Annotated in this window: 23 protein-coding genes; 9 read left to right on the top strand and 14 right to left on the bottom strand. The window is 41.1% G+C overall.

Going from position 1 to position 23,072, the window contains the following annotated elements; all coding sequences use genetic code 11:
* The 5 genes from tolB to ybgC form a co-directional block, all read right to left on the bottom strand.
* Positions 1-1,284 (bottom strand): Tol-Pal system beta propeller repeat protein TolB, encoded by a 1,284-nt coding sequence (tolB, locus tag JZ787_RS00835; protein WP_171522876.1) that lies wholly within the window; start codon positions 1,282-1,284, stop codon positions 1-3.
* Positions 1,285-1,644: 360 nt separating this feature from the next.
* A complete protein-coding gene (gene tolA / locus JZ787_RS00830; protein ID WP_346311424.1) occupies positions 1,645-2,901 on the bottom strand; it encodes a cell envelope integrity protein TolA in 1,257 nt (418 codons plus the stop codon).
* Positions 2,902-2,904: 3 nt separating this feature from the next.
* On the bottom strand, positions 2,905-3,357 hold the full coding sequence (gene tolR / locus JZ787_RS00825; RefSeq protein ID WP_004693872.1) for a protein TolR: 453 nt from the start codon (positions 3,355-3,357) through the stop codon (positions 2,905-2,907).
* The gene (gene tolQ, locus JZ787_RS00820) at positions 3,357-4,055 is read right to left on the bottom strand and encodes a protein TolQ (protein ID WP_004693871.1); all 699 of its coding nucleotides are present in this window, start codon (positions 4,053-4,055) and stop codon (positions 3,357-3,359) included. The genes tolR and tolQ overlap by 1 nt, the downstream gene beginning before the upstream one ends.
* Positions 4,056-4,081: 26 nt before the next feature.
* Entirely contained in the window at positions 4,082-4,489 is a 408-nt protein-coding gene (gene ybgC / locus JZ787_RS00815) for a tol-pal system-associated acyl-CoA thioesterase (protein WP_004693869.1), read from the bottom strand.
* A 221-nt stretch (positions 4,490-4,710) separates the two neighbouring features.
* Here ybgC and JZ787_RS00810 point away from each other — a divergent pair, with 221 nt between their 5' ends.
* Together JZ787_RS00810 and JZ787_RS00805 are read left to right on the top strand one after the other, a co-directional pair.
* A complete protein-coding gene (locus JZ787_RS00810) occupies positions 4,711-5,292 on the top strand; it encodes a hypothetical protein (RefSeq protein ID WP_279735607.1) in 582 nt (193 codons plus the stop codon).
* A gap of 217 nt (positions 5,293-5,509) precedes the next feature.
* On the top strand, positions 5,510-6,742 hold the full coding sequence (locus tag JZ787_RS00805; protein ID WP_346311423.1) for an acetamidase/formamidase family protein: 1,233 nt from the start codon (positions 5,510-5,512) through the stop codon (positions 6,740-6,742).
* A gap of 54 nt (positions 6,743-6,796) precedes the next feature.
* On the opposite strand, the gene ruvB is transcribed toward JZ787_RS00805, so the two are convergent.
* The 3 genes from ruvB to JZ787_RS00790 all read right to left on the bottom strand — a co-directional run bounded on the left by ruvB (position 6,797) and on the right by JZ787_RS00790 (position 10,162).
* The gene (gene ruvB / locus JZ787_RS00800; protein WP_005399718.1) at positions 6,797-7,807 is read right to left on the bottom strand and encodes a Holliday junction branch migration DNA helicase RuvB; all 1,011 of its coding nucleotides are present in this window, start codon (positions 7,805-7,807) and stop codon (positions 6,797-6,799) included.
* A gap of 285 nt (positions 7,808-8,092) precedes the next feature.
* Positions 8,093-8,695 carry a Holliday junction branch migration protein RuvA gene (ruvA, locus tag JZ787_RS00795; RefSeq protein ID WP_010326413.1) on the bottom strand — a complete coding sequence of 201 codons (603 nt, stop codon included), beginning with the start codon at positions 8,693-8,695 and terminating at the stop codon, positions 8,093-8,095.
* 126 nt (positions 8,696-8,821) lie between these two features.
* Entirely contained in the window at positions 8,822-10,162 is a 1,341-nt protein-coding gene (locus JZ787_RS00790) for a deoxyguanosinetriphosphate triphosphohydrolase (RefSeq protein ID WP_058869335.1), read from the bottom strand.
* Between the two features lie 533 nt (positions 10,163-10,695).
* On the opposite strand from JZ787_RS00790, the gene JZ787_RS00785 reads away from it, so the two are divergent.
* From JZ787_RS00785 to JZ787_RS00775, 3 genes are all read left to right on the top strand, one after another.
* Positions 10,696-11,421, top strand: coding sequence for a hypothetical protein (locus JZ787_RS00785; protein ID WP_183175303.1), 726 nt, complete (start codon positions 10,696-10,698; stop codon positions 11,419-11,421).
* 185 nt (positions 11,422-11,606) lie between these two features.
* Complete coding sequence (gene purL, locus JZ787_RS00780; RefSeq protein ID WP_346311422.1) at positions 11,607-15,443, top strand: phosphoribosylformylglycinamidine synthase; 3,837 nt, start codon at positions 11,607-11,609, stop codon at positions 15,441-15,443.
* Positions 15,444-15,665: 222 nt separating this feature from the next.
* Positions 15,666-15,794 carry a KGW motif small protein gene (locus JZ787_RS00775; RefSeq protein WP_004693854.1) on the top strand — a complete coding sequence of 43 codons (129 nt, stop codon included), beginning with the start codon at positions 15,666-15,668 and terminating at the stop codon, positions 15,792-15,794.
* Positions 15,795-15,957: 163 nt separating this feature from the next.
* Here the strand turns inward: JZ787_RS00775 and JZ787_RS00770 are convergent, their stop codons facing one another.
* Entirely contained in the window at positions 15,958-16,590 is a 633-nt protein-coding gene (locus JZ787_RS00770) for a hypothetical protein (protein ID WP_087010812.1), read from the bottom strand.
* Positions 16,591-16,647: 57 nt separating this feature from the next.
* Here JZ787_RS00770 and JZ787_RS00765 point away from each other — a divergent pair, with 57 nt between their 5' ends.
* Entirely contained in the window at positions 16,648-16,962 is a 315-nt protein-coding gene (locus tag JZ787_RS00765) for an NGG1p interacting factor NIF3 (RefSeq protein ID WP_346311421.1), read from the top strand.
* Between the two features lie 231 nt (positions 16,963-17,193).
* Here JZ787_RS00765 and JZ787_RS00760 read toward each other — a convergent pair whose 3' ends face one another.
* Together JZ787_RS00760 and JZ787_RS00755 are read right to left on the bottom strand one after the other, a co-directional pair.
* Positions 17,194-17,949 (bottom strand): nitroreductase family protein, encoded by a 756-nt coding sequence (locus tag JZ787_RS00760; protein WP_279735612.1) that lies wholly within the window; start codon positions 17,947-17,949, stop codon positions 17,194-17,196.
* Positions 17,950-18,053: 104 nt separating this feature from the next.
* Positions 18,054-18,854 (bottom strand): enoyl-CoA hydratase-related protein, encoded by an 801-nt coding sequence (locus tag JZ787_RS00755; RefSeq protein WP_004693847.1) that lies wholly within the window; start codon positions 18,852-18,854, stop codon positions 18,054-18,056.
* 104 nt (positions 18,855-18,958) lie between these two features.
* Here JZ787_RS00755 and JZ787_RS00750 point away from each other — a divergent pair, with 104 nt between their 5' ends.
* Both JZ787_RS00750 and JZ787_RS00745 read left to right on the top strand, forming a co-directional pair.
* Positions 18,959-19,528: a nicotinate-nicotinamide nucleotide adenylyltransferase gene (locus tag JZ787_RS00750; protein ID WP_346311420.1), complete on the top strand. Its 570-nt coding sequence runs from the start codon at positions 18,959-18,961 to the stop codon at positions 19,526-19,528.
* A gap of 43 nt (positions 19,529-19,571) precedes the next feature.
* Positions 19,572-20,168 carry a YceI family protein gene (locus tag JZ787_RS00745; RefSeq protein ID WP_346311419.1) on the top strand — a complete coding sequence of 199 codons (597 nt, stop codon included), beginning with the start codon at positions 19,572-19,574 and terminating at the stop codon, positions 20,166-20,168.
* 38 nt (positions 20,169-20,206) lie between these two features.
* Here JZ787_RS00745 and JZ787_RS00740 read toward each other — a convergent pair whose 3' ends face one another.
* A complete protein-coding gene (locus JZ787_RS00740) occupies positions 20,207-21,097 on the bottom strand; it encodes a LysR family transcriptional regulator ArgP (protein ID WP_346311418.1) in 891 nt (296 codons plus the stop codon).
* 118 nt (positions 21,098-21,215) lie between these two features.
* On the opposite strand from JZ787_RS00740, the gene JZ787_RS00735 reads away from it, so the two are divergent.
* The gene (locus JZ787_RS00735) at positions 21,216-21,815 is read left to right on the top strand and encodes a LysE/ArgO family amino acid transporter (protein ID WP_010326424.1); all 600 of its coding nucleotides are present in this window, start codon (positions 21,216-21,218) and stop codon (positions 21,813-21,815) included.
* A 74-nt stretch (positions 21,816-21,889) separates the two neighbouring features.
* Here the strand turns inward: JZ787_RS00735 and JZ787_RS00730 are convergent, their stop codons facing one another.
* Positions 21,890-22,348, bottom strand: coding sequence for a peroxiredoxin (locus JZ787_RS00730; RefSeq protein ID WP_058869344.1), 459 nt, complete (start codon positions 22,346-22,348; stop codon positions 21,890-21,892).
* 9 nt (positions 22,349-22,357) lie between these two features.
* On the bottom strand, positions 22,358-23,050 hold the full coding sequence (locus JZ787_RS00725; protein ID WP_346311417.1) for a diphthine--ammonia ligase: 693 nt from the start codon (positions 23,048-23,050) through the stop codon (positions 22,358-22,360).
* Positions 23,051-23,072: the final 22 nt, after the last annotated feature.

Genomic DNA, 23,072 nt, shown 5'->3' with positions numbered 1-23,072 from the left:
TTATTTGGGTGCCCAAGCAGGTTCACGGACTTCACCTTGTTCACTTGGTAAATTCATACGGAAACGGCCATCCAGTGACATGATCGACAACAAACCACGTGAACCTTCACGCGTTGCATAGACCACCATCTGCCCATTTGGCGAAAAACTTGGTGACTCATCCAAACTGGTTGGCGTTAAAATATTGGTGACACTTGAGTTTAAATCTTGAATAGCGACTTTATAGTTACTGCCGCTTGGACGGTGGACCAGTGCTAGTTTTTTGCCATCGGCACTGAGCGTACCACGTGCATTGAACGCGCCACGGAAGGTCAGGCGGTTATAGCTGCTATTTGCCAAGTCATAACGGTAGATTTGTGCAGAACCGCCACGGTCAGAAGTAAAGATAAATGACTTACCATCTGGTGCATAACGCGCTTCAGTATCAATGGCACTGTCATTGGTCATACGTTGCAGTTGACGGGTTTCCAAGTTCATTTGGTAAATTTCTGGGTTGCCATGCATAGAAGCGGTGAACAACATACTTTTCCCATCTGGTGAGAAGCTTGGCGCACCATTTAGACCACGGAAGCTAGCAAGCTTTTCACGCGCACCTGTGGAAAGGTCTTGGACATAAATTGCAGGGCGTTTGGTTTCAAATGAAACATAAGCAATTTTCTTGGCATCTGGTGTCCAAGCAGGCGATAGAATGGGGTCGCGTGAGGTTAAAATTGTACGTGGTTGCTCACCATCAGTATCCGCGATTTGTAGTGTATAGCGTTGTTCCGGTGTAGCTGGATTGCGTAGCACATAAGCAATACGACCGCTAAAGTCCCCAGGAATACCAGTTAATGCTTGATAAATAGCATCACTAATCATGTGTGCAGCAGAACGAACGCGTGATGCTGGAACAGTTAATAATTCATTTAAAAGATATTGTTGTTTTTGGACATCATACAGTTGGTAATGAACCTCGTAGCTACCATTTTCAGTGGTTTTTACTGTTCCTGTAACGACATATGGAACACCAGCTGCTTGCCAGTTGGCTGCGTTCGGATTATTCATGCTGGCTGTTGCAGGTAAATTTTTTGAAGCGCTGGTAAATTTCCCTGAGCGGTTTAAATCTGTTTCAATAATAGGATAGAGGCTACTGTCATTGCTAAAAGGTACGATTGCAATTTTAGGCGCTTCTTCAGGTGCTTTTGCAATTTCTAAATGAAGCTGAGCATGCACTTGAGTCACTAAGACTGGGCTGAAAGCAGTTAAAATGGCTAGGCTAAGAAGGTGTTTACGCGTCATTTCCATCATTCGTTATTTACTCAAACAAACGGCTTTTATTGTGGGTTTAATTGTTCTACATAATGGCATGATTTTCTAATATTAAAAGCATGAAATTATGACTGATCTGTTATAACACTGTGAAAAATGAGTAAGAATTAAGTCGTTGAAGCGTAAATGCAAAAACGCGTAGGTAGATCTGTGTGATAACGGGGGAGTGGCGATTTGCTTGTATTGAGTGAAATATCGACTGAAATTAAAAATGTTGTAATGGTTGTTATTGAAAGCTAAAACAGATTAAACGTATTTAAAATAAGTCATTTGAGTACTTAAAAATACTGTGAATATAGCTGGAAAAATCCCCCTGACTGTTCAGAGGGATTTGAGTTATTTCGCAGTAAAGGATGAGGTAAAGCTTTGTGCTTGCCGGCGTGCTTCTGGATCTGAAGGCATTGGATAGGGTGCCGCAGAACGAACAGCTGCTTCAACGCTGGCTTTCATGTCAGGGTCACTGGAGCTCACGATCACAGAACGTACAGCGCCACTCTCTGAAAGCGTGACACGTGCAGTCGCGGTTTTACCCGTTGAACCTGCTGGGGTATCCCAAGCACGCTTAATTTTATTTTCAAAGTCGCGCTTAGCCGTTGAAGCAATTTGCTTTGTTTCAGCTTTCTTTTGCGCGGCTTCTTCGGCAGCTTGTTTTGCAGATGAAGCACGTGCTTCTTCAGCCGCACGCTCTTTCGCTTCAGCATCGGCTTTACGTTTTGCATCAGCGGCAGCCTTGGCTTTATCTGCATCTGCTTTGGCTTTTGCATCAGCATTTGCCTTAGCTTTATCAGCATCAGCTTTGGTCTTCGCAGCATCTGCTTTAGCTTTAGCATCGGCATTTGCCTTGGCTTTATCGGCATCTGCTTTAGCTTTCGCATCAGCGGCGGCTTTCGCTTTGTCCGCATCGGCTTTACGTTTTGCATCAGCGGCAGCCTTGGCTTTATCGGCATCTGCTTTAGCCTTTGTATCAGCGTCTTGCTTCTGCTTTTTAGCGAGATCCGCTTTCTTTTGTGCCTCTAGCTTCGCTTTTTGTACTGCCTCTGCTTTTTTCAATGCTTCTAAGTTTGCTCGGCGTTTGGCGTCTGCTTCGGCTTTCGCCGCTGCATCTGCTTTGGCTTTCTCAGCATTTTTAGCTTGCTCTGCTGCACGGGCAGCAGTACGTTCTTGCTGAGCTTGTAGTTTTTCAGCTTCAGCCTTTGCGCGTGCCTGAATCTGCTGCTGTAGTTCAGCTTTACGCGCTGCCGCTTCAGCAGCTTTAGCATCCGCTGCTGCTTTTTGAGTGTCGACCTTTGGCACAACGGGTGTTATAGGTGGCGCGGTTGGGATAACAGGTGCAGGCTCTACAGCGGGCGGAGCAGTTTGTGTGATTTCTTTGGCTACATTTTCATGTGCTGTTTCCGTAAACTCTGTTTCTTCAAGCGTAACAGGCTTTAAGTCCTCAGGTTTGATGAGCACAGTTCTAATTTGCTTCGGTGGTTCTGGTGGTTTACTCATACCAAGATAAAGTAAGCCAACAACAGCAATCACATGGACACCAACGGTAAATCCAAGCGCGATGGCTTTTTGTTTAAAAGGTGGCTTTTTAAAATCTTTCATAAATTACTTTAATGGCTCTGTGAGTAATCCAACTTGGCTGAGACCCGCTTCTTGTAGGCTGTTCATGAGTGACATAACTTCGCCATAAGATCGTGACTGTTCACCTTCCACAACAACGGTTAAAGTTTTATTTTCAGCCTGAGCTTGTTGCTGTGCTTCACTTAAAATAGAGGTCAATTCAGATAAAGCCAAAGGTTCAGCTGAACTATGCGTTTTATATTTAAGGAAATAGCGACCTTCTTTATCTAAGCTGACCATTGCAGGTGCATCTTTTGATTCAATGGGGTTGCCATTGGCCTGAGGAAGATCGACATTGATGCCGCTCGTAATCATGGGTGCGGTGACCATAAAAATCACTAATAATACGAGCATGACGTCAATATATGGGACGACGTTCATCTCACTTTTTAGTGGTTTTTTAATGCGCTCGAAGCGCCCTGAACGTTGAATTGCCATTAGTCATGTTCCTTAGTTTCACCCAAAGACTGACGTTGTAATAACGCAACCATTTCTTCTGCAAATAAAGCACGATCGGAGTAAACCGTTTCGCCTTTTCCGGTGTAATGGTTAAATGCCAATACTGCCGGAATCGCTGCAAATAAACCAATCGCTGTAGCAATGAGGGCTTCAGCAATACCGGGTGCAACCGTTGCAAGGGTGACTTGATCTACGTCTGCTAAACCGATGAATGCATTCATGATGCCCCAAACGGTACCAAATAAGCCAACATACGGGGCAACAGAACCAATGCTGGCCAAAGCACCTAAGCCTTGTTCAAGTTGGCTTTGGTCACGACTTAGACCGACGCGTAAAATACGTTCTGTGCCTTCAATGGTTTGAGCTGGAGCAGCATTGCGTTTTTTTAGTTTTAAAAACTCGCCTAAACCTTGATAAAAAATATCCTCAAGGCCGACACGTTTGGAGTTAAGTTGCGCATTGTTATACAGCGTATTCAGTTCAGCACCCGACCAAAAAATTTTTTGGAAATGGTCATCGTCTGCCTGTGCTTTTTTATAACTCATGTGTAACTTGGCAATCAGATACCAGCTAAACAGCGAGGCCAAAAGTAAAGCCAGCATTACCAGTTGTACGACTGGGCTTGCTTGTAATATTAGATCTGAAACTTGAAGAGATGATTCGAGTTGAGTTGCCATAGTTACTACATGTGCCAATAATTTTTTTAGTCTTGTCCTAATTCTTTTAGAATCAGTTCGCGGATTTCATCGGGAAGTCGACGTGGTTTCATTTCTGAACTGATACATGCCAATTCGACCTCACCAGATGCAAGCATGATTTCACCACGATAAATATTTTGTTGCAACACAAATGACGTAGCCTTACACGAAACAACACTTGCTGTAACAGTAATTAAATCATCCATTAAAATTGGACGTGAATATTTCACATTAATTTTGTGTACAACGAAGTTATAGTCTTTTTGATGCCAGTAATGATCTACACCAGAAGCTCGTAACCACTCGGTACGGGTACGCTCCATAAAGCGAATATGATTGGCGTGGTAAACAATGCCACCTGCATCAGTATCTTCAATATAGACACGAATGTTGAATTCAAATTTATTCGCCATGAGAGTATTCCGTTTTTCCAGTTGTACGAGTCGATTTAGATTGACTTGGCGCTTTTATATTTAAGGACAGGGTCTTAAAATTGGTGCACGTCAAAGTACTAATGCGTCGCAGTTTAGCATTATGAGATTTCACTCCAATGGCACAAGATGTCAAATATTGTGATTCATGACTGTTGGGGGAGTTGAACGCTGTATGGCTATAAAAATATAAGGATAAAGGAATGAATGGTTATTTTAAGCTGCTGCTTATTTTGGCTGTGGCATTTGCGCTGTGGACATATTGGCTTAAACCTGAGCAAGGAAGCGGAAGTTTAGAGTTATATTCGCCGACTGAAAATGTACAGCAGGTTGAAGGCTACACGATTACTTCCTTAGAGCCATATGCGGGAGAGTTTCGTGTGTTGGCGCGTGAAAACTATAGGATGGGTCGTGAAGCAGAGTTAAGTCCTGTGGATTTTGCTTTGGGTTGGAACGAGATGGCGAAGCCTGAAGTCTACAAGCAACTATCTATTACACAAAGTAATCGTTGGTATTATTGGCGTTATGAGAACAATCCACCCATTCCAGTAAATGATATTGCCTCGAGTAGTGCCAATACGCATTTGATCCCAGCCAATAAAGTTGTTGCACAAAAACTTGCAGATATTGATGTAGACGACATGGTTTATTTAAAAGGGCAACTGGTTGAAGTTAAATCGGCTGATGGTTGGACGTGGCGCAGTTCACTGAGTCGGACAGACACAGGGAATGGGGCGTGTGAGTTAATGCTGGTCGAAGAGGTGAGAGAAATTTCCTCTTTATAAATTGTCGAGAGGGGATGTATAGCCAAGGCTTGTGATGGATTCTCGTTTAAAAAAAAGATAATGTTATTTAAATATTTTATAAATGCATACCCAGTATTGTATTAAGAAGCTGACTAATAGAGCGACTAGGTATAACTTTATTAAAACGTGAATAATAACTTAAAATGGCATTAAATTTGCTTTTAGCGTTATGTAATTAAATTAGGGAAATTTACATATGTCAACGCGTTTAGCATTATCTATAGCTGTCACATCTGGTCTTTTAGCACTTTCATCTTTCACTTTTGCTGATGACTTTCAGGTTTTAAAACAACTAGAAAATAAGCCAATGTTATTAAAAAAAGGTGAATATCAAGGGAATTATTATGTTCCAAGTACATTAAAAACAATTACATGGGGCTATTTACCAAATAAGAATGCTAAACCTGTATTAACAGTTCCATCGGAAAGTACAGTGACCTTTGATACTGTTTCACATGAAGGATTGCTTGAAGATCAGGGGAGAGATGCTGAAAAGTATTTTTCATCGCATGGGGTTGAATCTGAAAATGTTCTAGATGAAGCAAAATTAATTACGCGCTCCAATTTAAAGCATGATTTTCATAAAGATGGTCCACACATCATCACAGGTCCAATTGCAATTGATGGTGCCATGCCTGGGGATATCTTAAAAGTTGAAATCTTAAAAGTTGAACCACGAGTTCCTTATGGTGTGATTTCAAATAGACATGGAAAGGGTACATTACCTGAGTTTCCAAAGCGTAGAAAGATGGACGGAGCTTCAGCAAATAATCCAGATGCATACGGTAATGTTTCTATCTTTACACCAATTGAAAAAAATAAAAATGGAGTTTGGGAAGGTGTTTTAAAAACTGATACAGGTCCATCAATCCGCTTTCCTTTAAACCCATTTATGGGGACTATGGGGGTGGCTGCAAATACAAGCGAACCTGTGCATTCAGTACCCCCATCATTTTATGGAGGAAACATTGATATTAATGAGTTAAGTGCTGGGGCAACGGTGTACTATCCTGTACAAGTGCCAGGCGCACTGTTCTATACAGGTGATAGTCATTTTGTTCAAGGAGATGGTGAAGTTTCCTTGACTGCTCTTGAGGGATCAGCGCGGGCAACGTTTAAAATTACATTGTTAAAAGCGGGCAAGGATAAAGTACCTGGTAAAACCATTAGACAACCTCTAGCAGAGAATGCGGAGTTTTGGATTACGCCTGGTTTAGACGAAGATTTGGACGAAGCAATGCGTAAATCAACACGTGAAGCGATTCGCTTTTTGGTTGATGAATATGGTATTTCAGAAGAAATTGCATATGCTTATTTAAGTGCCGCTACAGATTTTGAGGTATCCCAAGTAGTTGATCGTACCAAAGGTATTCATGCCATGATCCGTAAAGCAGACTTTAATGAGTTTAAAGAAACAAAGAATAAATAGTGAATCCAAAAGAAGGCGGCATTAAGCCTCCTTCTTTTGCATTAAACAGGTATTTTAGGGTTTATCCTTCGGTTCGGGCGGTGTCATACCAAACTGCAAATATGCCATATTGGTGGCAATACGGCCACGGGCTGTCCGCATGACATAACCTTGTTGAATCAAATATGGTTCAATCACATCTTCTAAAGTACCTGAGTCTTCAGCCATCGCTGCTGCCAGAGCTTCTACACCACCAGGGCCGCCATCAAAACGTTCAAGTAACATACTCAAATAACGACGGTCTAAAGTGTCTAAACCATCTTTATCGACATTGAGCATATCGAGGGCACGCTGAGCCATGTCTTGTGTCACTTCACCAGTACCTTTGACTTGCGCATAGTCACGAACTCGACGTAGTAAGCGGTTTGCAATACGTGGTGTGCCGCGCGAACGACGTGCAATTTCTGCTGAACCTTCACGCGTAATAGGTACATCCATCAAATTGGCAGAACGAGTCACAATATGCGTCAAGTCAGTGACTGAATAGAATTCAAGGCGTTGCACGATGCCAAAACGGTCACGTAAAGGAGAGGTGAGGAGTCCAGCACGTGTGGTTGCGGCAACTAAAGTAAAAGGGGGTAAGTCGAGCTTAATTGAACGAGCCGCAGGACCTTCGCCAATCATAATGTCGAGTTGATAGTCTTCCATGGCTGGGTAAAGAATTTCTTCAATCACGGGGGAAAGACGGTGAATTTCATCGATAAATAGTACATCACCTTCTTCAAGGTTGGTCAGCATGGCTGCCAAATCCCCAGCCCGTTCTAGTACGGGGCCTGAAGTCGACTTTAAGTTCCCACCCATTTCACGCGCAATAATATTGGCAAGTGTGGTTTTACCTAGTCCCGGTGGACCAAAAATTAAGGTGTGATCGAGGGCTTCACCACGACCACGTGCTGCGCCAATAAAGATTTCCATTTGCTCACGAACTACGGGCTGACCGATGTAGTCATCGAGTGAGGTCGGGCGGATAGCGCGGTCGATATGATCTTCGGGTTTTTCGGAACCACCGATGAGACGGTCTTGCATATATTATTTAAACTTTAGGTGAATATGCTTTGTAGCAAAATGTCAGAAAAGAAAGTATATACCTTGGCGGACTCTTTCCATTTTCAAGCGAAACTCAGGAATAACCTGCGGTTCGCCTTACTTTTTATTTGGCAAAAGTAAGCAAAACCACCGTCATTCGCAAAACTCATCGAATGAAAGTTCGTATCGACTATATCGCAGAAACATTGATGTGCAAATGTCTCCTGACTCGAACAGTTGCGAATGACACTTACGTGTATCAAATGTCGTCTTGATTGAGATGCTTTATTTATTCATCGATTTGAGTGCAGCACGGATGATGTCGCTCGCTTCAGTAAAATCACCTTTTGCAGCATTGACCAATTTCTGTGCTTCTAAAGGTTTGTAACCTAAAGATTGTAAGGCCGCTTCAGCTTCTGCCACGGCAGAGTTGCCTGTGAACTGAATTTGTTCAACGGTTGAGTTGCTTGGCACAGTGCCTGAAGACATCGCTTTAAAGCGATCACGTAACTCAATCATCAAACGTTCAGCAGTTTTTTTACCCACGCCCGGTACTTTAACCAGTGTATTTATATCTTCATGTTCGACAGTATGAATCAGCATATCGACGCTGAGCGTGGATAAGATACCTAAAGCCATTTTAGGGCCGACACCGTTGACCTTTAATAGGGTGCGAAAAATGATTTTTTCTTGTTGATGTAGAAAACCATAGAGCAGTTGAGCATCTTCACGCACGGCAAGGTGCGTCCATAAGGTAATGTTCTGGCCTTTTTGTAGTTGGCAGAAGGTCGTCAGTGGTGTATCAATTTCATAACCGACACCATTTACATTTAAAAGTACGGTGGGTGCTTCTAGTGCGAAGACTTCACCAATAAGACATCCGATCATGTTGTGTGATTCACTTTTTTATCAATGGTTGCATAGTAGTGAGCATTGCGCAGAAAGGCAAAAGACTCATGGAAAATTGAGTTCGGATTGATGGCTTTATCATCAAACTGGATGTTGATGACTTATTTAAATCAATCCTGCCTTATTGCCTTGTAACTCTTGAGACAAGTTGTACGCTTGGTGGTCTGAAAATTTAGAAATAATATCTAAGACCTGCATGATATTTTCATAGTGGTTGCTACCAAAGTGCGCACCAGAACGACATAAAATAGCCATTAAGCGTTGTTCTTTAAAGCTCAATGTTTTATGCGGTGTAGTGAGCGGAATAAAGGCATCTAAAATGTTTTGTAAGCTTTGATGGGCAATAATTTCCAAACCCGCTTTTTGTGGGTGTTCAAATATTTTATCGCGAGCTAAATCCTTTGCACGGTTAATGCCTAGCTCAATATCAGCAGCGCAGTATTGCAGTAAGCTGCCAGCCAGTTGTCCGTTTAAAATTTCAAAATGATGCTTAGCAAATGCCGATGTGACTTCTTCAACCAGACGTTTCATCACTCGTCCGCGTAAGGCTGCAATTTTTTGCTGCCATGTGGTATCTGGCATCGACAGTTCAGTTGGTGCGCTATATTCACCCAGCAAGCTTAAAAAAATCGGTTCGACTTCTTCATAAGACAACATGTTTAAAATAATGCCATCTTCAAGGTCAATCAGGGCGTAGCAAATATCATCTGCTGCTTCAAGTAAATAAGTCAGTGGATGACGACAATAATGGTATTCACCCAGTTGAATCAGTCCAAGTTGCTCTGCGATTTGTTGCAGGATTTCTTTTTCTGCCTGATAGCAACCAAATTTGGCACGTTTACTGGCAGGAGTATTGCCTTGTGATTCGATGGTTTTAGACAACCATGGATATTTTAAGTAAGCCCCAAGTGTTGCATAGGTCAGACGCATGCCACCATCATTAGGGTGATAGTCAATTTTAGTCAGTAAGCGTAGACCTTGGGCATTACCTTCAAACTGACGTACATCGGCTTGTTCTTCTGCGGAAAGTTTCTCTAAAAAGTTGCCATGTGACGCATCGTCAAACCATTCACGAATAGCATATTCACCCGCATGACCAAACGGTGGGTTCCCAATATCATGTGCTAAACAAGCCGCTTGAATAATGGCTCCAACATCGGCAGGGGAAATCCACATTGGTAGTTCATCTTTGATTTTTTCCGCTGCCAGCATGCCAAGAGAGCGGCCAATACAGGAGACTTCAAGCGAATGCGTTAAACGGGTGTGAATGCCATCGTGTTGAGTCAGAGGATGGACTTGGGTTTTTCGGTTCAGTTGGCGAAAACTTTGAGAAAAAATAATTCGGTCATAATCTTTGTGAAATGGGCTACGTGCCAATTCGGTATTTTGTTTTTTACTTCCAATACGAACTGTTGAGAGCAGTTCCAACCAACGCATTTGCATCATTTATCGTTATTCAGTAAGTCATTGGCTTCATCATGCCAAAAAAGTGTGACGAGCTCTAGAGGGCTGCGACATAAGTTGTCTTTTAATTTATGACTTTTGGTTTTCCCTATACTTTTCACCATTATTCTGAAAAAAATGGATGATGAAATCATATAAATTCATTTCAATCATCTGCCATTTATTTCGTGCTGAAAGGGGGGAAACAATCATGATTGTTCTAAATTCCACTCTGTTTTGATCAAGTATGACTAATTAGACCTAACTATATTGATTTTTTAAATAAACTAACTACGGGCGGTATGCCAAAACTCCTGTGTAAGTGTAATACGATTATTTCTTTAGGGGAAATACCTTGCCTACACGAATAATCTTATATTTCAGATCAAAACTCTGATCAATATTCAGCACAAATTGATGCGGAAGAATTATATAAAGATTTGAAATCAGTTATTTTATATCTTGAGTGTAAACGACTATTGATTTTCCACAATGGATGGGATCCAGAACCTATTTATTATGAGCCTGAGAAAAATATGAATAAAAGCTTATTATTAGCTATCAGTATCTTATTATCCGCTTGCAGCCAACCTAATCAAAATAAACAGATGACTGCATCTGAAAAAGTTGAATCAAAAGTTTCTCAAGTTAAACCAAACTTATCGGTTGAAAATAAAGTGATCCAAGATTTACCTATCGCTACTTTTGCCTTTCAACAAGAGGGCGATCAGTTCATTGCTAAAAATTGTATTTGGACAGATGCCCCACGCGCAGAGGGGAAAAATTATTGGGCGATTTTGCTCAGTAATGAAATAAATGGTAAATCTAAATTTACCAAAGAAGAGCTTCAATCCGAAAAAGTTAAAATTGGAAAACCAATTAAAAACTGTAATGGTGGCTCAGAGGATGAAAATCAAAAATATTCCTATGAAATTGATAGAGAAGGTGATTTAGTTAATTTTGTATCATTGAAAAATGATCGAATAGTACAAAATTCTGATCACACCTTTAGCATTGACCTGAATAAAAACGGTACACCTGAGCAAATCTATGTTTGTTATAACATGGAAAGTTTAGATGCATTTTTTATCGAACCAGCTTTTGATCATCCTTATTTAAAGCGAGTGAATGTGCAACTTTCTTATGCAATAGATGGTGAAATTGATGAAGAGCTTCAATGTGGGAATATGTTTTATAAAAAGAACGGCATCATTGCTAAAGAAGATCCGAAAACAGGCGAGTACATATATTCAGTCAAGTAAATCAATTGTTACTAATCATGTTTAGCAGCGAAAGTCAAAGAAATTCGGACATTTAAAACCACGATTTCAGCATATTTTAAGTCTGATATGACTAGCTCAAAACTTGCATTCACAGTAGAATATGCGCTCTCTTCAAGTCACATTGAGGTAGGTTGTCTAGACCTGCCCGTGGAGCCAAAAACAGCATGTTTATCGTTGCCGGTGCACCTGCACACTCTTCTTTTAAGCAAACACAACTTTTAACACGTCTATCGTCTATCAGTTCTGTTCAATCAATAGAAAGCCAATGGGTTTACCTTTTCGACCAAGCGCTCGACGAGCAACAACAGCAATCTGCTTTGCAGCTATTAAATGATGGCGCAACCTTCCAAGTTCGCGAAGCGACAAGTGATGAAGTTCAAGTCCTTGTGACGCCACGTGTAGGTACAATCTCGCCGTGGTCATCAAAGGCAACGGATATTTTTGCTAACTGTAATACCCCGATACACCGCTTAGAACGCGGTGTTTTGTTTACTTTAAAAGGTATTTCTGAAGTATCGGATGCAGTAAAACAAGTTTTACATGACCGTATGACTGAAAGTGTGTTCAATCAAATTGAAGACGCTGCTGCATTGTTCTCTGAAACGGCTCCAAAACCTTTAAATGCAATCGACATTTTAGGTCAGGGCAAAGATGCTTTAGTAAAAGCGAACTCTGAGTTTGGTTTTGCACTCTCTGATGAAGAAATTGATTATTTAGTTGCTGCTTTTAACAAGCTCGGTCGTAATCCGCACGATATTGAACTGATGATGTTTGCTCAGGCAAACTCAGAGCACTGTCGTCATAAAATCTTTGGTTCTGAATGGACAATTGATGGTGAAAAACAGCCATTGTCATTGTTCCAAATGATTAAAAACACCTATAAAGAATCACCGACAGATGTATTGTCGGCATATAAAGACAATGCTTCGGTGATTGTTGGTTTTGATACTCAGCGTTTCTATCCGAAGAAAGATGAAGCGACGGGTCACCACGTTTATAAATACAAGAGTCAAGCGGCTCACATCTTGATGAAAGTGGAAACGCATAACCACCCAACAGCGATTGCGCCTTTTGCGGGCGCTGCGACTGGTTCGGGCGGTGAAATTCGTGATGAAGGCGCAACAGGTCGTGGTGGTAAACCAAAAGCAGGTTTAACAGGCTTTACCGTGTCTAACTTGAACATTCCGGGCTTTGAACAGCCTTGGGAAGAAAACTACGGTAAACCATCTCGTATGGCATCTCCGCTTCAAATTATGATTGAAGGCCCATTGGGTGGTGCTGCGTTTAACAACGAATTTGGTCGTCCTGCGTTAAATGGTTACTTCCGTACATTTGAACAAAATGTAAATGGCGATGTAAAAGGCTTCCATAAGCCAATTATGATTGCTGGTGGTTACGGTAACATCCGTCCAGACCACGTGGAAAAAGATGCGATTCAACCGGGTGACTTACTGATTGTTCTTGGTGGTCCTGCAATGCTGATCGGCCTTGGTGGCGGTGCGGCATCTTCTGTAGACAGCGGTAAACTCGGTGAAAACCTAGATTTCGCTTCTGTACAACGTGAAAACCCTGAAATGGAACGTCGTTGCCAAGAAGTGATTGATGCATGCTGGCGTATGGAAGACTTCAACCCAATCGTGTCTGTGCATGACGTGGGTGCAGGTGGTGTTTCGAACGCAATGCCTGAATTGGTGAATGACCACGAACTGGGTGCGATTCTTGATTTGCGTAAGATTCCATCGCTTGAACCGGGCATGTCTCCAATGGAGATCTGGTCAAATGAAGCGCAAGAGCGTTATGTGTTGGCGATTCGTCCAAGTTCTTTAGAATTATTTGAATCATTATGTGCACGTGAACGTTGTCCGTTTGCTGTTTTAGGTGAGGCAACAGAAGCGCGTCAATTGACGGTGAACGATCCATTGTTTGATAACAAAGCCGTGGATATGCCAATGCAAGTCATGCTAGGTGGCACACCTCGTATGAGCCGTTCGTATGAAACGATTGAACGTCAAGGCGACGACTTTGATGCATCTAAAGTTACAGATTTGAAAGATGCAATTTACCGTGTACTTAAAAATCCAACGGTTGCATCGAAATCATTCTTGATCACCATTGGTGACCGTTCAATTACTGGTATGGTTGCACGTGATCAATTTGTAGGTCGTTGGCAAGTTCCTGTTGCAGATGCAGCCGTGACCACAACAAGCTTACAAGGTTATACAGGTGAGGCAATGGCGATGGGTGAACGTCCGCCTGTTGCCTTGTTAAATCCTGCGGCATCTGCGCGTTTATCGGTTGCAGAGTCGATCTCGAATATTATGTCTGCAAAAATCGACCAGATCAGTGACATTAAATTGTCTGCAAACTGGATGGCGGCGGCAGGGCAAAAAGGTGAAGACCAAGCTTTATTCGAAGGTGTAAAAGCCATCGGTATGGAAATGTGTCCTGCTTTGGGTATTGCAATTCCAGTCGGTAAAGACTCATTGTCAATGCGTACGACTTGGAATGATGAAGGCGAAGACAAATCGGTGACTTCACCGATGTCAGGTGTAATCACAGCCTTTGCTCCTGTGACTGATGTACGTAAAACCTTAACGCCTGAATTGAAAAATGAAGAATCAGTACTTGTCCGTATTGATCTTTCTAAAGGTCAGTTCCGCCTAGGTGGTTCGATCCTTGCTCAGGTTTATAAAGCGATTGGTTCAGTGACACCAGATGTAGATAGTTTTGATGACTTCAAAGCATTCTTTGTCTTGGTTCAAGACTGGAACAACCGCGGTTTAATCAAAGCTTATCACGACATTGGTGATGGTGGTTTGCTTGCAACTGTTGCGGAAATGATGTTTGCAGCACGTCTTGGTGTGGCTTTAGAAGATCAATCAACTGAAAGTCTATTTGCAGAAGAAATTGGTGCAGTGCTTCAAATCAGCGCGTCTGATTGGGCAACACTTGCAGAAGAAGTTGCGGCATCTACATTACGCGATGCAATTGCGGTTATTGGTACGGTAAACAACACCGATCAATTGACGGTAAATGGCTTAGTGCTTGAACGTGCAGACTTGCAAGTGGCGTGGACTGAAGTATCACATAAAATCCAACGTCTACGTGACAACGTAGAAACAGCGGATCAAGAATTTGCATTGATCACGGATAAATCACATGCAGGTATTATTGCAAAACCTACATTTGATTTGAATGAGCCAATCGAAGCGCCGTACATCAACGAACGTCGTCCAAACATGGTGATCTTACGTGAACAAGGCGTAAATGGTCATGTTGAAATGGCTGCGGCATTCGACAAAGTTGGTTTCAACACTGTAGATGTGCACATGAGCGACTTACTTGCAGGTCGTATCAGCCTAGATGACTTTGAAGGTCTTGTGGCATGTGGTGGTTTCTCTTACGGTGACGTCATGGGTGCGGGTGGTGGCTGGGCGAAATCAGTTTTATTCAACCCGAAACTTCGTGACCAATTTGAAAAATTCTTCAACCGTGATGAGACTTTCTCTCTTGGTATTTGCAACGGCTGTCAAATGTTGTCGCAATTGGCTCCACTGATTCCGGGTGCTGAAGCTTGGCCGCGTTTCCACCGTAACACTTCTGAGATGTTTGAAGCGCGTGCAGTAAACGTTCGTGTTGAAAAATCGAACTCTGTATTGTTAGAAGGTATGGAAGGTTCAATCCTACCGATCGCAGTTGCACATGGTGAAGGTCGTGTGGTGACAAGCGCGGATAACTTGGCTGCATTAAATGCAGGCAATCAAGTGATCTTGCGTTATGTTGATAGCCAAGGGAACCCAACTCAACACTATCCAATGAATCCGAATGGTTCACCAGAAGCGATTTCAGGTGTCACATCGAAAGATGGTCGTGCAACGATTATGATGCCACACCCTGAACGTAACTTCCGTGCTGTACAGCATTCTTGGAAGCCTGAAGAGTGGACTGAAGACGGTGCATGGTTACGTATGTTCCGTAATGCACGTAAGTTCATTGGTTAATCTGAAGTCTGTGTTTTGAAAGCCACCTTCGGGTGGCTTTTTTATTGAATTGTCTTTTTGTTTTTTTAATTTTTATTTCTCCCGTTGAAGTTGGTTTAGATTTTGCTTTTATATTTATGTGAAAGTGATATTGTGTAATAAATGCACAAATATCATGCAAAATAGAAGAAAGATGGATTACTAAACAATTTCAGTATCAACACTCATGTATGAGGTGATGACATGATTAAAACAGTTACATACGAAGCAGTCGATAAGTCTGCGTTGCGTAAAAAAGGATGGAAGTTGTTTGCTGTGATTTTAAGCTTGCAATTGATCTTTTTGATTTTGGGTTATGCATTACAGATGTGATTTTGAGAATTAAAAAACCGCCGTGAGGCGGTTTTTCTTTATAAGAATTTTATTTTTACTTTTGATTGGGCGAAAAGTAACAAAAGTCCTTTGTTCGTCTGATGGGGCATCCTTGTCCACAGTTTGACGGGCGACATCTATGTCACAAGTCATGTGATTGAATTTAGCCTTTGAAAATGTTTTCATAAAAGTAGTAAAAGTCACTGGTCTTTTTAAATTGAGAAATTTGTGTTGAACCAGGATAAAGTTGTGACGGTACCTCAATTAAAAAACCAAAGTTTACTAATTCCATATTGGGATTTTTAATATCATATTCGAATTCAGGATCATCACGATTGGTTTCTATGGTGTAAATTTCCTCTATTAGGTAAATTAAATGGCTATTTAATCTAGTAATAATATATGTATATTTATCAAAAATTTGCTTTGAAATACTAAGGTTTTTAAACAGTACAGAAGCACGGCCTATCATTTTTGCTTGTTTTTCTAGGTAGGTTTGATCAAGTATTCCTAAAATTTCAATGCCTAATTCTAAATTGTCCTTGTCTTTAAAAAACTTTTCGATAAACCCAACATTTATATTTTCTGCTTCTTCAATAAAAGCTAATAATTGTTTTTGTTCTTTCAAAGTACGAAATTTAGTATAGCTTTCAATTGAACCTGTAATTAAAGATGCAAAAGGGATAGATTTAATTGTGTCTTCTAGCAGAGTATTGGCTGTTTTAAAGATAATTTCATCTGCTAAATTTTCAGTTGTTGTTAAAGCAAGTTCACGGGCAATATTTTTATTAGACATAGGTACAGTCGATCAATATGATTGATGTGATATTAATAAAATCTACATTAAAGCGCTATGCTCAAACTCATCTACTATGTCCCCGAATCTCATCTTGAATCCACCAAACTTGCGATTTTTGAAGCAGGAGCAGGTGGTATAGGGAATTATGAACACTGTGCATGGCAAGTTTTGGGCACAGGCCAGTTTAAACCTGTAAAAGACGCAAATCCGTTTATAGGTGAATTGGACGCTTTGGAGAAAATTCCAGAGTGGCGGGTGGAAACCATTGTTCCAGAGGGAAAGGCTTCTGCTGTGGCAAAGGCTTTAAAATTAAGTCATCCCTATGAAGAACCAGCTTTTGAGTTTATTCAGATGGTCGATGTACTTTAATGATGAATCTAAAATATATTTGATACACGTTAACGGTATTCGCAATTGTTTGAGGCAGGACTTAATTGATCAGATAAAGTTTCTGCGACTAAATTGATAAAAGGCGGAATAGAACGAGTTTTGCGAATGACAATGGTTTTGCCTACTTTTCCCGAAAGAAAAGTAGGCAAAACCGAAGGTTAATCCTGAGATTAAAACTGTAATGGAAGGATTCCATTGAGAAAACTAATATTAAACCTTCTGAATAAATAACTCACGATCAAAACGATATTGCGGGAAAAACACACCGTCTTCTGCACGCTCACCTGCACCAATCACCATCACAGGGTATTGCTGATCATTTAGATTTAACAGTTTACGCACTAAAGGCTCATCAAAACCTTCCATCATACAACTATCGAAACCATAGGCACGCAAAGCTAGCACTAGGTTCTCACAAGCTAAAGCGGTGGTTTTACTTGCCCAAAGCTTAGCATCGGCTTGATTAAATGCAGTTACAGGCAGTTGTTTATCTAAGCTACGTGCAATTTTGAAAGCAACTTTCTTAAAGTTACCCAGTGCATTTAAGTAACCTGTCTTATAGTTATAAGGAATAAATTTATAATATTTCTGTACAGCCGCAGGCGCTTCAGGAAAAGGGAACTCTGTAATGTTGCGTTTCGCCATTTCATCATTACGGTCTGTACGCGCGACACACACGATCAGTTCTGACGCCGTTTTAGCTGCAAGCTGATTTAGGCAAGCTTTGACCAGCTGTTTTTTCTTAGTGGGATTCTGTACCACATAAAAAGTCCAAGGCTGTAGATTTGATGAGTTTGGTGCAAGTAGGGCCAAATCTAAACAGTCATCAAGTACTTCAGTTGGAATTTCTTTCTTGGTAAATTTGCGAACCGAACGGCGGCTTTGGATGACTTTCTTAAAATTTTCAACATCGATACCTTGTGGTGCAGGCTCAAAGTAACGCTTTTTTTCTGTAGTGTTCGACATAAGTAGTTTTTCCGAATGGGTTCTTAAATATGTTGGGACGGAAAATAAAAAAACCACTGTGTAATATGCAACACAGTGGTTTTTAGTCATTCAACGATGAAGGATTAGTTGAACTGGGTGAAATCAGGTTTACGCTTTTGCATAAATGCTGATACGGCTTCCATCATTTCTGGAGAGCCGACACGATCCATGAAAATTTCAGCTTCATGATCAATCCAAGCCACAATTTCATTTACATTGTGCTTCATCAATGCCTTAGACTGCACTAAAGAGGCTAACGGTAAAGCAGATAATTGTGCCGCTTTTTTAGCTGCTGCTGCATAGACATCATCTTCAATACTGTTGACAAGGTTTGCAGCAACTGCAGTTGCACTATCAAACTTCTGAGCGGTCAGCAGTAATTCAGCAGCTTTGTGATAACCCGCTTGTTCTACCAATAATTTGCTTGAAGCACCTTCTGGAGATAAACCAAGGCTTACAAATGGAATTTGGAATAGGGCAGTGTTATCGCTATAAACCAAGTCACAATGTAATAGGATCGTTACCCCAATACCAATCGCCACACCACGTACAGCCGCAATCAACGGTTTAGAAAATTTTGCCGCAGATTTAAGTAAAATAAATGGAGGGCCTTCAGCCGCAGGTGCTTGACCTTTTTGCGCTGCAGATTTCATAAAATCTTGCATGTCGTTGCCTGCGGTAAAGTCCGCGTCTTCACCACGTAGAATGACAGCACGAACGCTATTGTCTAGATCTGCTTCATCTAAAGCTTTTGCGATCCATAAATAAAGTTCGCCATACAACGCATTCTTTGCTTCAGGACGGTGAATGGCTAATGTCAGTACGCCATTGTCTAATTTTGCATTCAAATGTTGATGAGGTTGTTGAATACAGCTCAGTGTCATCGTACTATCCTTGCTAGAAAGTTTGGTTTAATTTTATGGGCTCATTATGTCGCATAATTTTATGATCGACACAACTGACCAGTTCATAAAAAAGTAAAAGATTTATGCCATATACATTTGATTATCTCGTATTCATTGGTCGCTTCCAGCCATTTCACTTGGCGCATATGCAAACCATTAAGATTGCTTTAGAGCAAAGTGAAAATGTCATTTTGGCTTTAGGCTCTGCGCAAAATGAACGAAATACGAAAAATCCATTTTTAGCGTCTGAACGTGAAGAAATGATTTTATCGAACTTTTCAGAAGCACATCAAAAACGGATTCACTTTGTACATGTAATTGATGTTTATAATGATGTTAAATGGGTGCAATTGGTAAAAAAATTAGTGAATCATGTAGTCATACCTGAGGCGAAGGTTGGACTGATTGGCCATTTTAAAGATGATTCCTCATATTATTTACAGCTTTTTCCTGAGTGGCAAATGGTTGAGCTAGATAGCCTACAAGATGCGATGTCTGCAACCCCCGTTCGTGAAGCTTATTATCGTGGGAAAATTTTAGAGCAGGCGTTTCCATTGGGGACCAGTGAGTTTTTACATAAATTCCAACAAAGTGAAATATATAAACAGTTACAACACAAATTTTTAACTCAGGACCCATCCAATTTAGACTAAGGTTCTCAGTCGAATAAAAATATTTCGACGAGGATCGAGTTCAATGGATAGAAAACAACAGACGAAACAGATTGCACGTTATACGGTCATTAAAAATGCTTTGATGATTGCAGGTGTTACATTTGTATTCAGCACTCAAGTACAAGCCCAGTCATGGACATTGACGCCTCAGAGTAATGTAGGCTTTGAAATTAAATCCTTGGGTGTAACTGTTGTAAGAGCTAAGTTTAATCGGGTGCAATCTAGTATGCAGTTTGATGCCAAAGCACCACAGCATGCTTCGACGCATTTTGTCATGGATGTAAATAGCCTAAGCTTGAGCAAGCCTTCACTGAAAAATATGATTTTGGGTGAAGATTTGTTTTATGCATCCAAGTACAAAAGCGCTAACTTTAAAAGTACCAGTTTTAAAGATTTGGGTGGCGGTCAATATAATATTGTCGGAAACTTAACACTTCGCGGCATTACCAAGCCTGTTAGCTTTAGCACGACCTTAAAACCAAGTGCTAATAATGCTAATCTGCTAGATGTTCAGTCCTCAGCCGTGATTAACCGAAGTGACTTTGGCATGAAAAAAGCCATTGGAGGTGTAGGCGAAAAAGTGAATATTCAACTGTCAGGGCAGTGGAAAGTGCAATAGAGGCTCCATGATCTCAAAGACCTATATTCAGGTCTTGTTTAATTCATCGCTGCGTGAGCCTGTTCAATTAAGAGATCTGTCAGCACATTTAACTGCACCGACTGCTGTTTCCAATGATGCCAATACAAAGGTAAATCAATATTGTGTTGAGGATCTAACTCAACCAATGAGCCATCCTGCAAACGCGGTTTGGCTTGGTAATAGGGCAACCAACCGTAGCCGAGTCCCATCGTAACCGCATCAAAAAATGCACTGGAAGACGGAATAAAATGATGTGGATATTGAGTTGGATTGAGTCCAAACTTTTGTTGGATATACGCGGTGTGGAGTTGGTCTTTTGCATTAAAGATCAGTGCAGGGGCTGTACGTAGAGACTCTCGGTTAACGCCTTGTTTAAACCATTGCTGCGCAAAAGTTGGTGTGGCGACAAAACGATAGTTCATATCGCCAATGTATTCCGCTACACAGCCTTTCATGGCTTGTGATTCATCTGTCACGCAGGCATTCACCAAGCCGGCTTCAAGTAAGTGGTGGGTTTGCGATTGGTCATCGACCTGAAAATGCACCACGATCTTTTTTTCAATTAATGTTGACTGTAGCAATGGCAACAGCCATGTCGCTAAGGAGTCGGCATTGGTTGCAATGTTGATTTGATAAAAAGCAGAGGTGTTCATATGACCCGTGAGGTTCTGAATGAAACTTTGCTCTAACAGTCGGCTATGTTGCAAATAATGTAGCAGCGATTGACCTGCTTGTGTCGGGCGGCAAGGTCTTTCCCGCACAATTAATAAATGCCCCAAACTTTTTTCTAGGCTTTGTACGCGTAAAGTGACTGCAGAAGCAGTAATGCATAGCTGTTCAGCAGCAAGGTCAAAACTTCCTGTTTCTGCCACAGCTAAAAATGCGTCGCACTGTTTATGATTCAGCATATCAAGACTCACTTTAAACTAAAAATATTTTAGTTATATTGATATTTTCTAAATAATACTTAATTTGACTAAAAATGAAAGATAATCCTGACATCATCAATTAAGTTGAAAAGTCAAAATGTTAAGTACATATGTACAAGGGCTTGCAGTCGGGATGAGCCTCATTATTGCCATTGGGGCTCAAAATGCATTCGTGCTAAAACAGGGGCTCAAAAAGCAGTTCGTTTTTTGGGTATGTTTTGTCTGTGCACTGTCGGATTCGATTTTAATTGTCTTGGGCGTTTCTGGTTTTTCAAAAGTGCTTCAGCACTATCCTGAAATTATTCAGTTTGCGAAATGGGCAGGGGCGCTTTTCCTGTTTTGTTATGGATTCCAACATGCGCTGCAGGCATTCAAATCACAGCAGGGCTTGGAGGCAAGTTCCATTGAAAAGCATCATCTAGTGAATATTGTTTTGCTGTGTTTGGCGCTGACTTGGCTTAATCCGCATGTGTATTTGGATACGGTTATTTTACTGGGTTCTATTTCAACACAGTTTGAGCAACCTGCGTACTTTGCTCTAGGGGCTGTGTGTGCATCTTGGTTGTTTTTCTTTGCTTTGGGCTATGGTGCTCGTGTGCTTATCCCCATTTTTGCAAATCCGAAAGCGTGGAATGTGCTAGATGCGATTATTGCTTTAGTGATGTGGGGAATCGCCATTTCACTGCTTGTGAAATGAAAAGCGTGTGCAATAAAAAACTATAAATTAAAAAATCACAAAAAACAAAGCCCGCATCTGCGGGCTTATATGCATTAAGCTTGTAATGCTTTTAAGTCTTCTAAAACTTGTTCAGCATGTCCCGCAGCTTTTACCTTACGATACTCTTTAACCAGTTTACCGTTATGGAAAATAAAAGTTGAGCGCTCAATGCCCATCACTTTTTTACCATACATATTTTTTTCTTTAATCACATCAAAGTGTTTACACAGTACTTCTTCTTTGTCGCTAATTAAATTAATGGTTAAGGCCTGCTTTTCTGTAAAATTCTGGTGCGCTTTAACCGAGTCACGTGAAACACCAATGATTGTGGTTTGTAGGGCATCAAACTGATCTTTTAAACATGAAAAACCAACGGCTTGAGTTGTGCAACCTGGCGTTGAATCTTTCGGGTAAAAATACACAATCAGCCACTCAGTCGGCACTTCAGTTAAGTTTATTTCACCTGTTGTGGCTGGAAAGTTCTGATTTGGAAGTTGGATGGTATCAGTCATGTTCTATCCTTAAATGTCACGGTGTTCTAATTCAAGTGGTAAAAAGGCATAATTTTCGTGATACAGAATATCACCTTTAACAACCGAAAGTGGATGTTTGAAAATTGGGCCATCAATCACCGTAGTGTGGAATTCACCCGCTTCGCCGCATGGGTCAATGCCTCTTGCAACCAGTTCATCGACATATTCAAGGCTAAGCACTTGACCTAAGTCTTCAACTGTCATGCCTAAGTTTAAGTTGACCGTAACGATGATGCTTTGAAATCCAAGTTGAATAAACTCATGCACAATGTTTAAACGCGGACGTTGCCACAGTGGCATACATAAACTGAGCTCACTTTTATCACACACAGATTGATTCCATTCGGCATGTGCCATTAAATCAATATCACCTGTAACTAAGCTTTCTGCTCCAAGAGCTTGAGCTTTTCGTAACAGTTGAATGAACTGGTTTTCATAGTCTTGCCACGTCGCAGAGGCACTATAGATGGGAAGCCCAATTGCTTTGGCCTGCGCATGAATAATACCGAGGGACATTCCATGTGAGCGTGATTTCAGACCTTGCTCTTCTAACATGACAATTAATGCAACAGGTTCACCCATTTGCATCGCTTGGTATAAAGCAAGGCTGCTGTCTTTTCCACCACTATATGACGCAACAAATTTGCGATTTTGGGCGCGTGTGTTCCATTCGGTGAGCATATTTTCAGGTTCTATCTATTTT

Source organism: Acinetobacter sp. BWR-L5, from assembly GCF_039655985.1.
Taxonomy (GTDB): Bacteria; Pseudomonadota; Gammaproteobacteria; order Pseudomonadales; family Moraxellaceae; genus Acinetobacter; species Acinetobacter johnsonii.
Note: the sequence above shows the minus strand (reverse complement) of the source record. Positions and strands in the feature narration are given on the sequence as shown.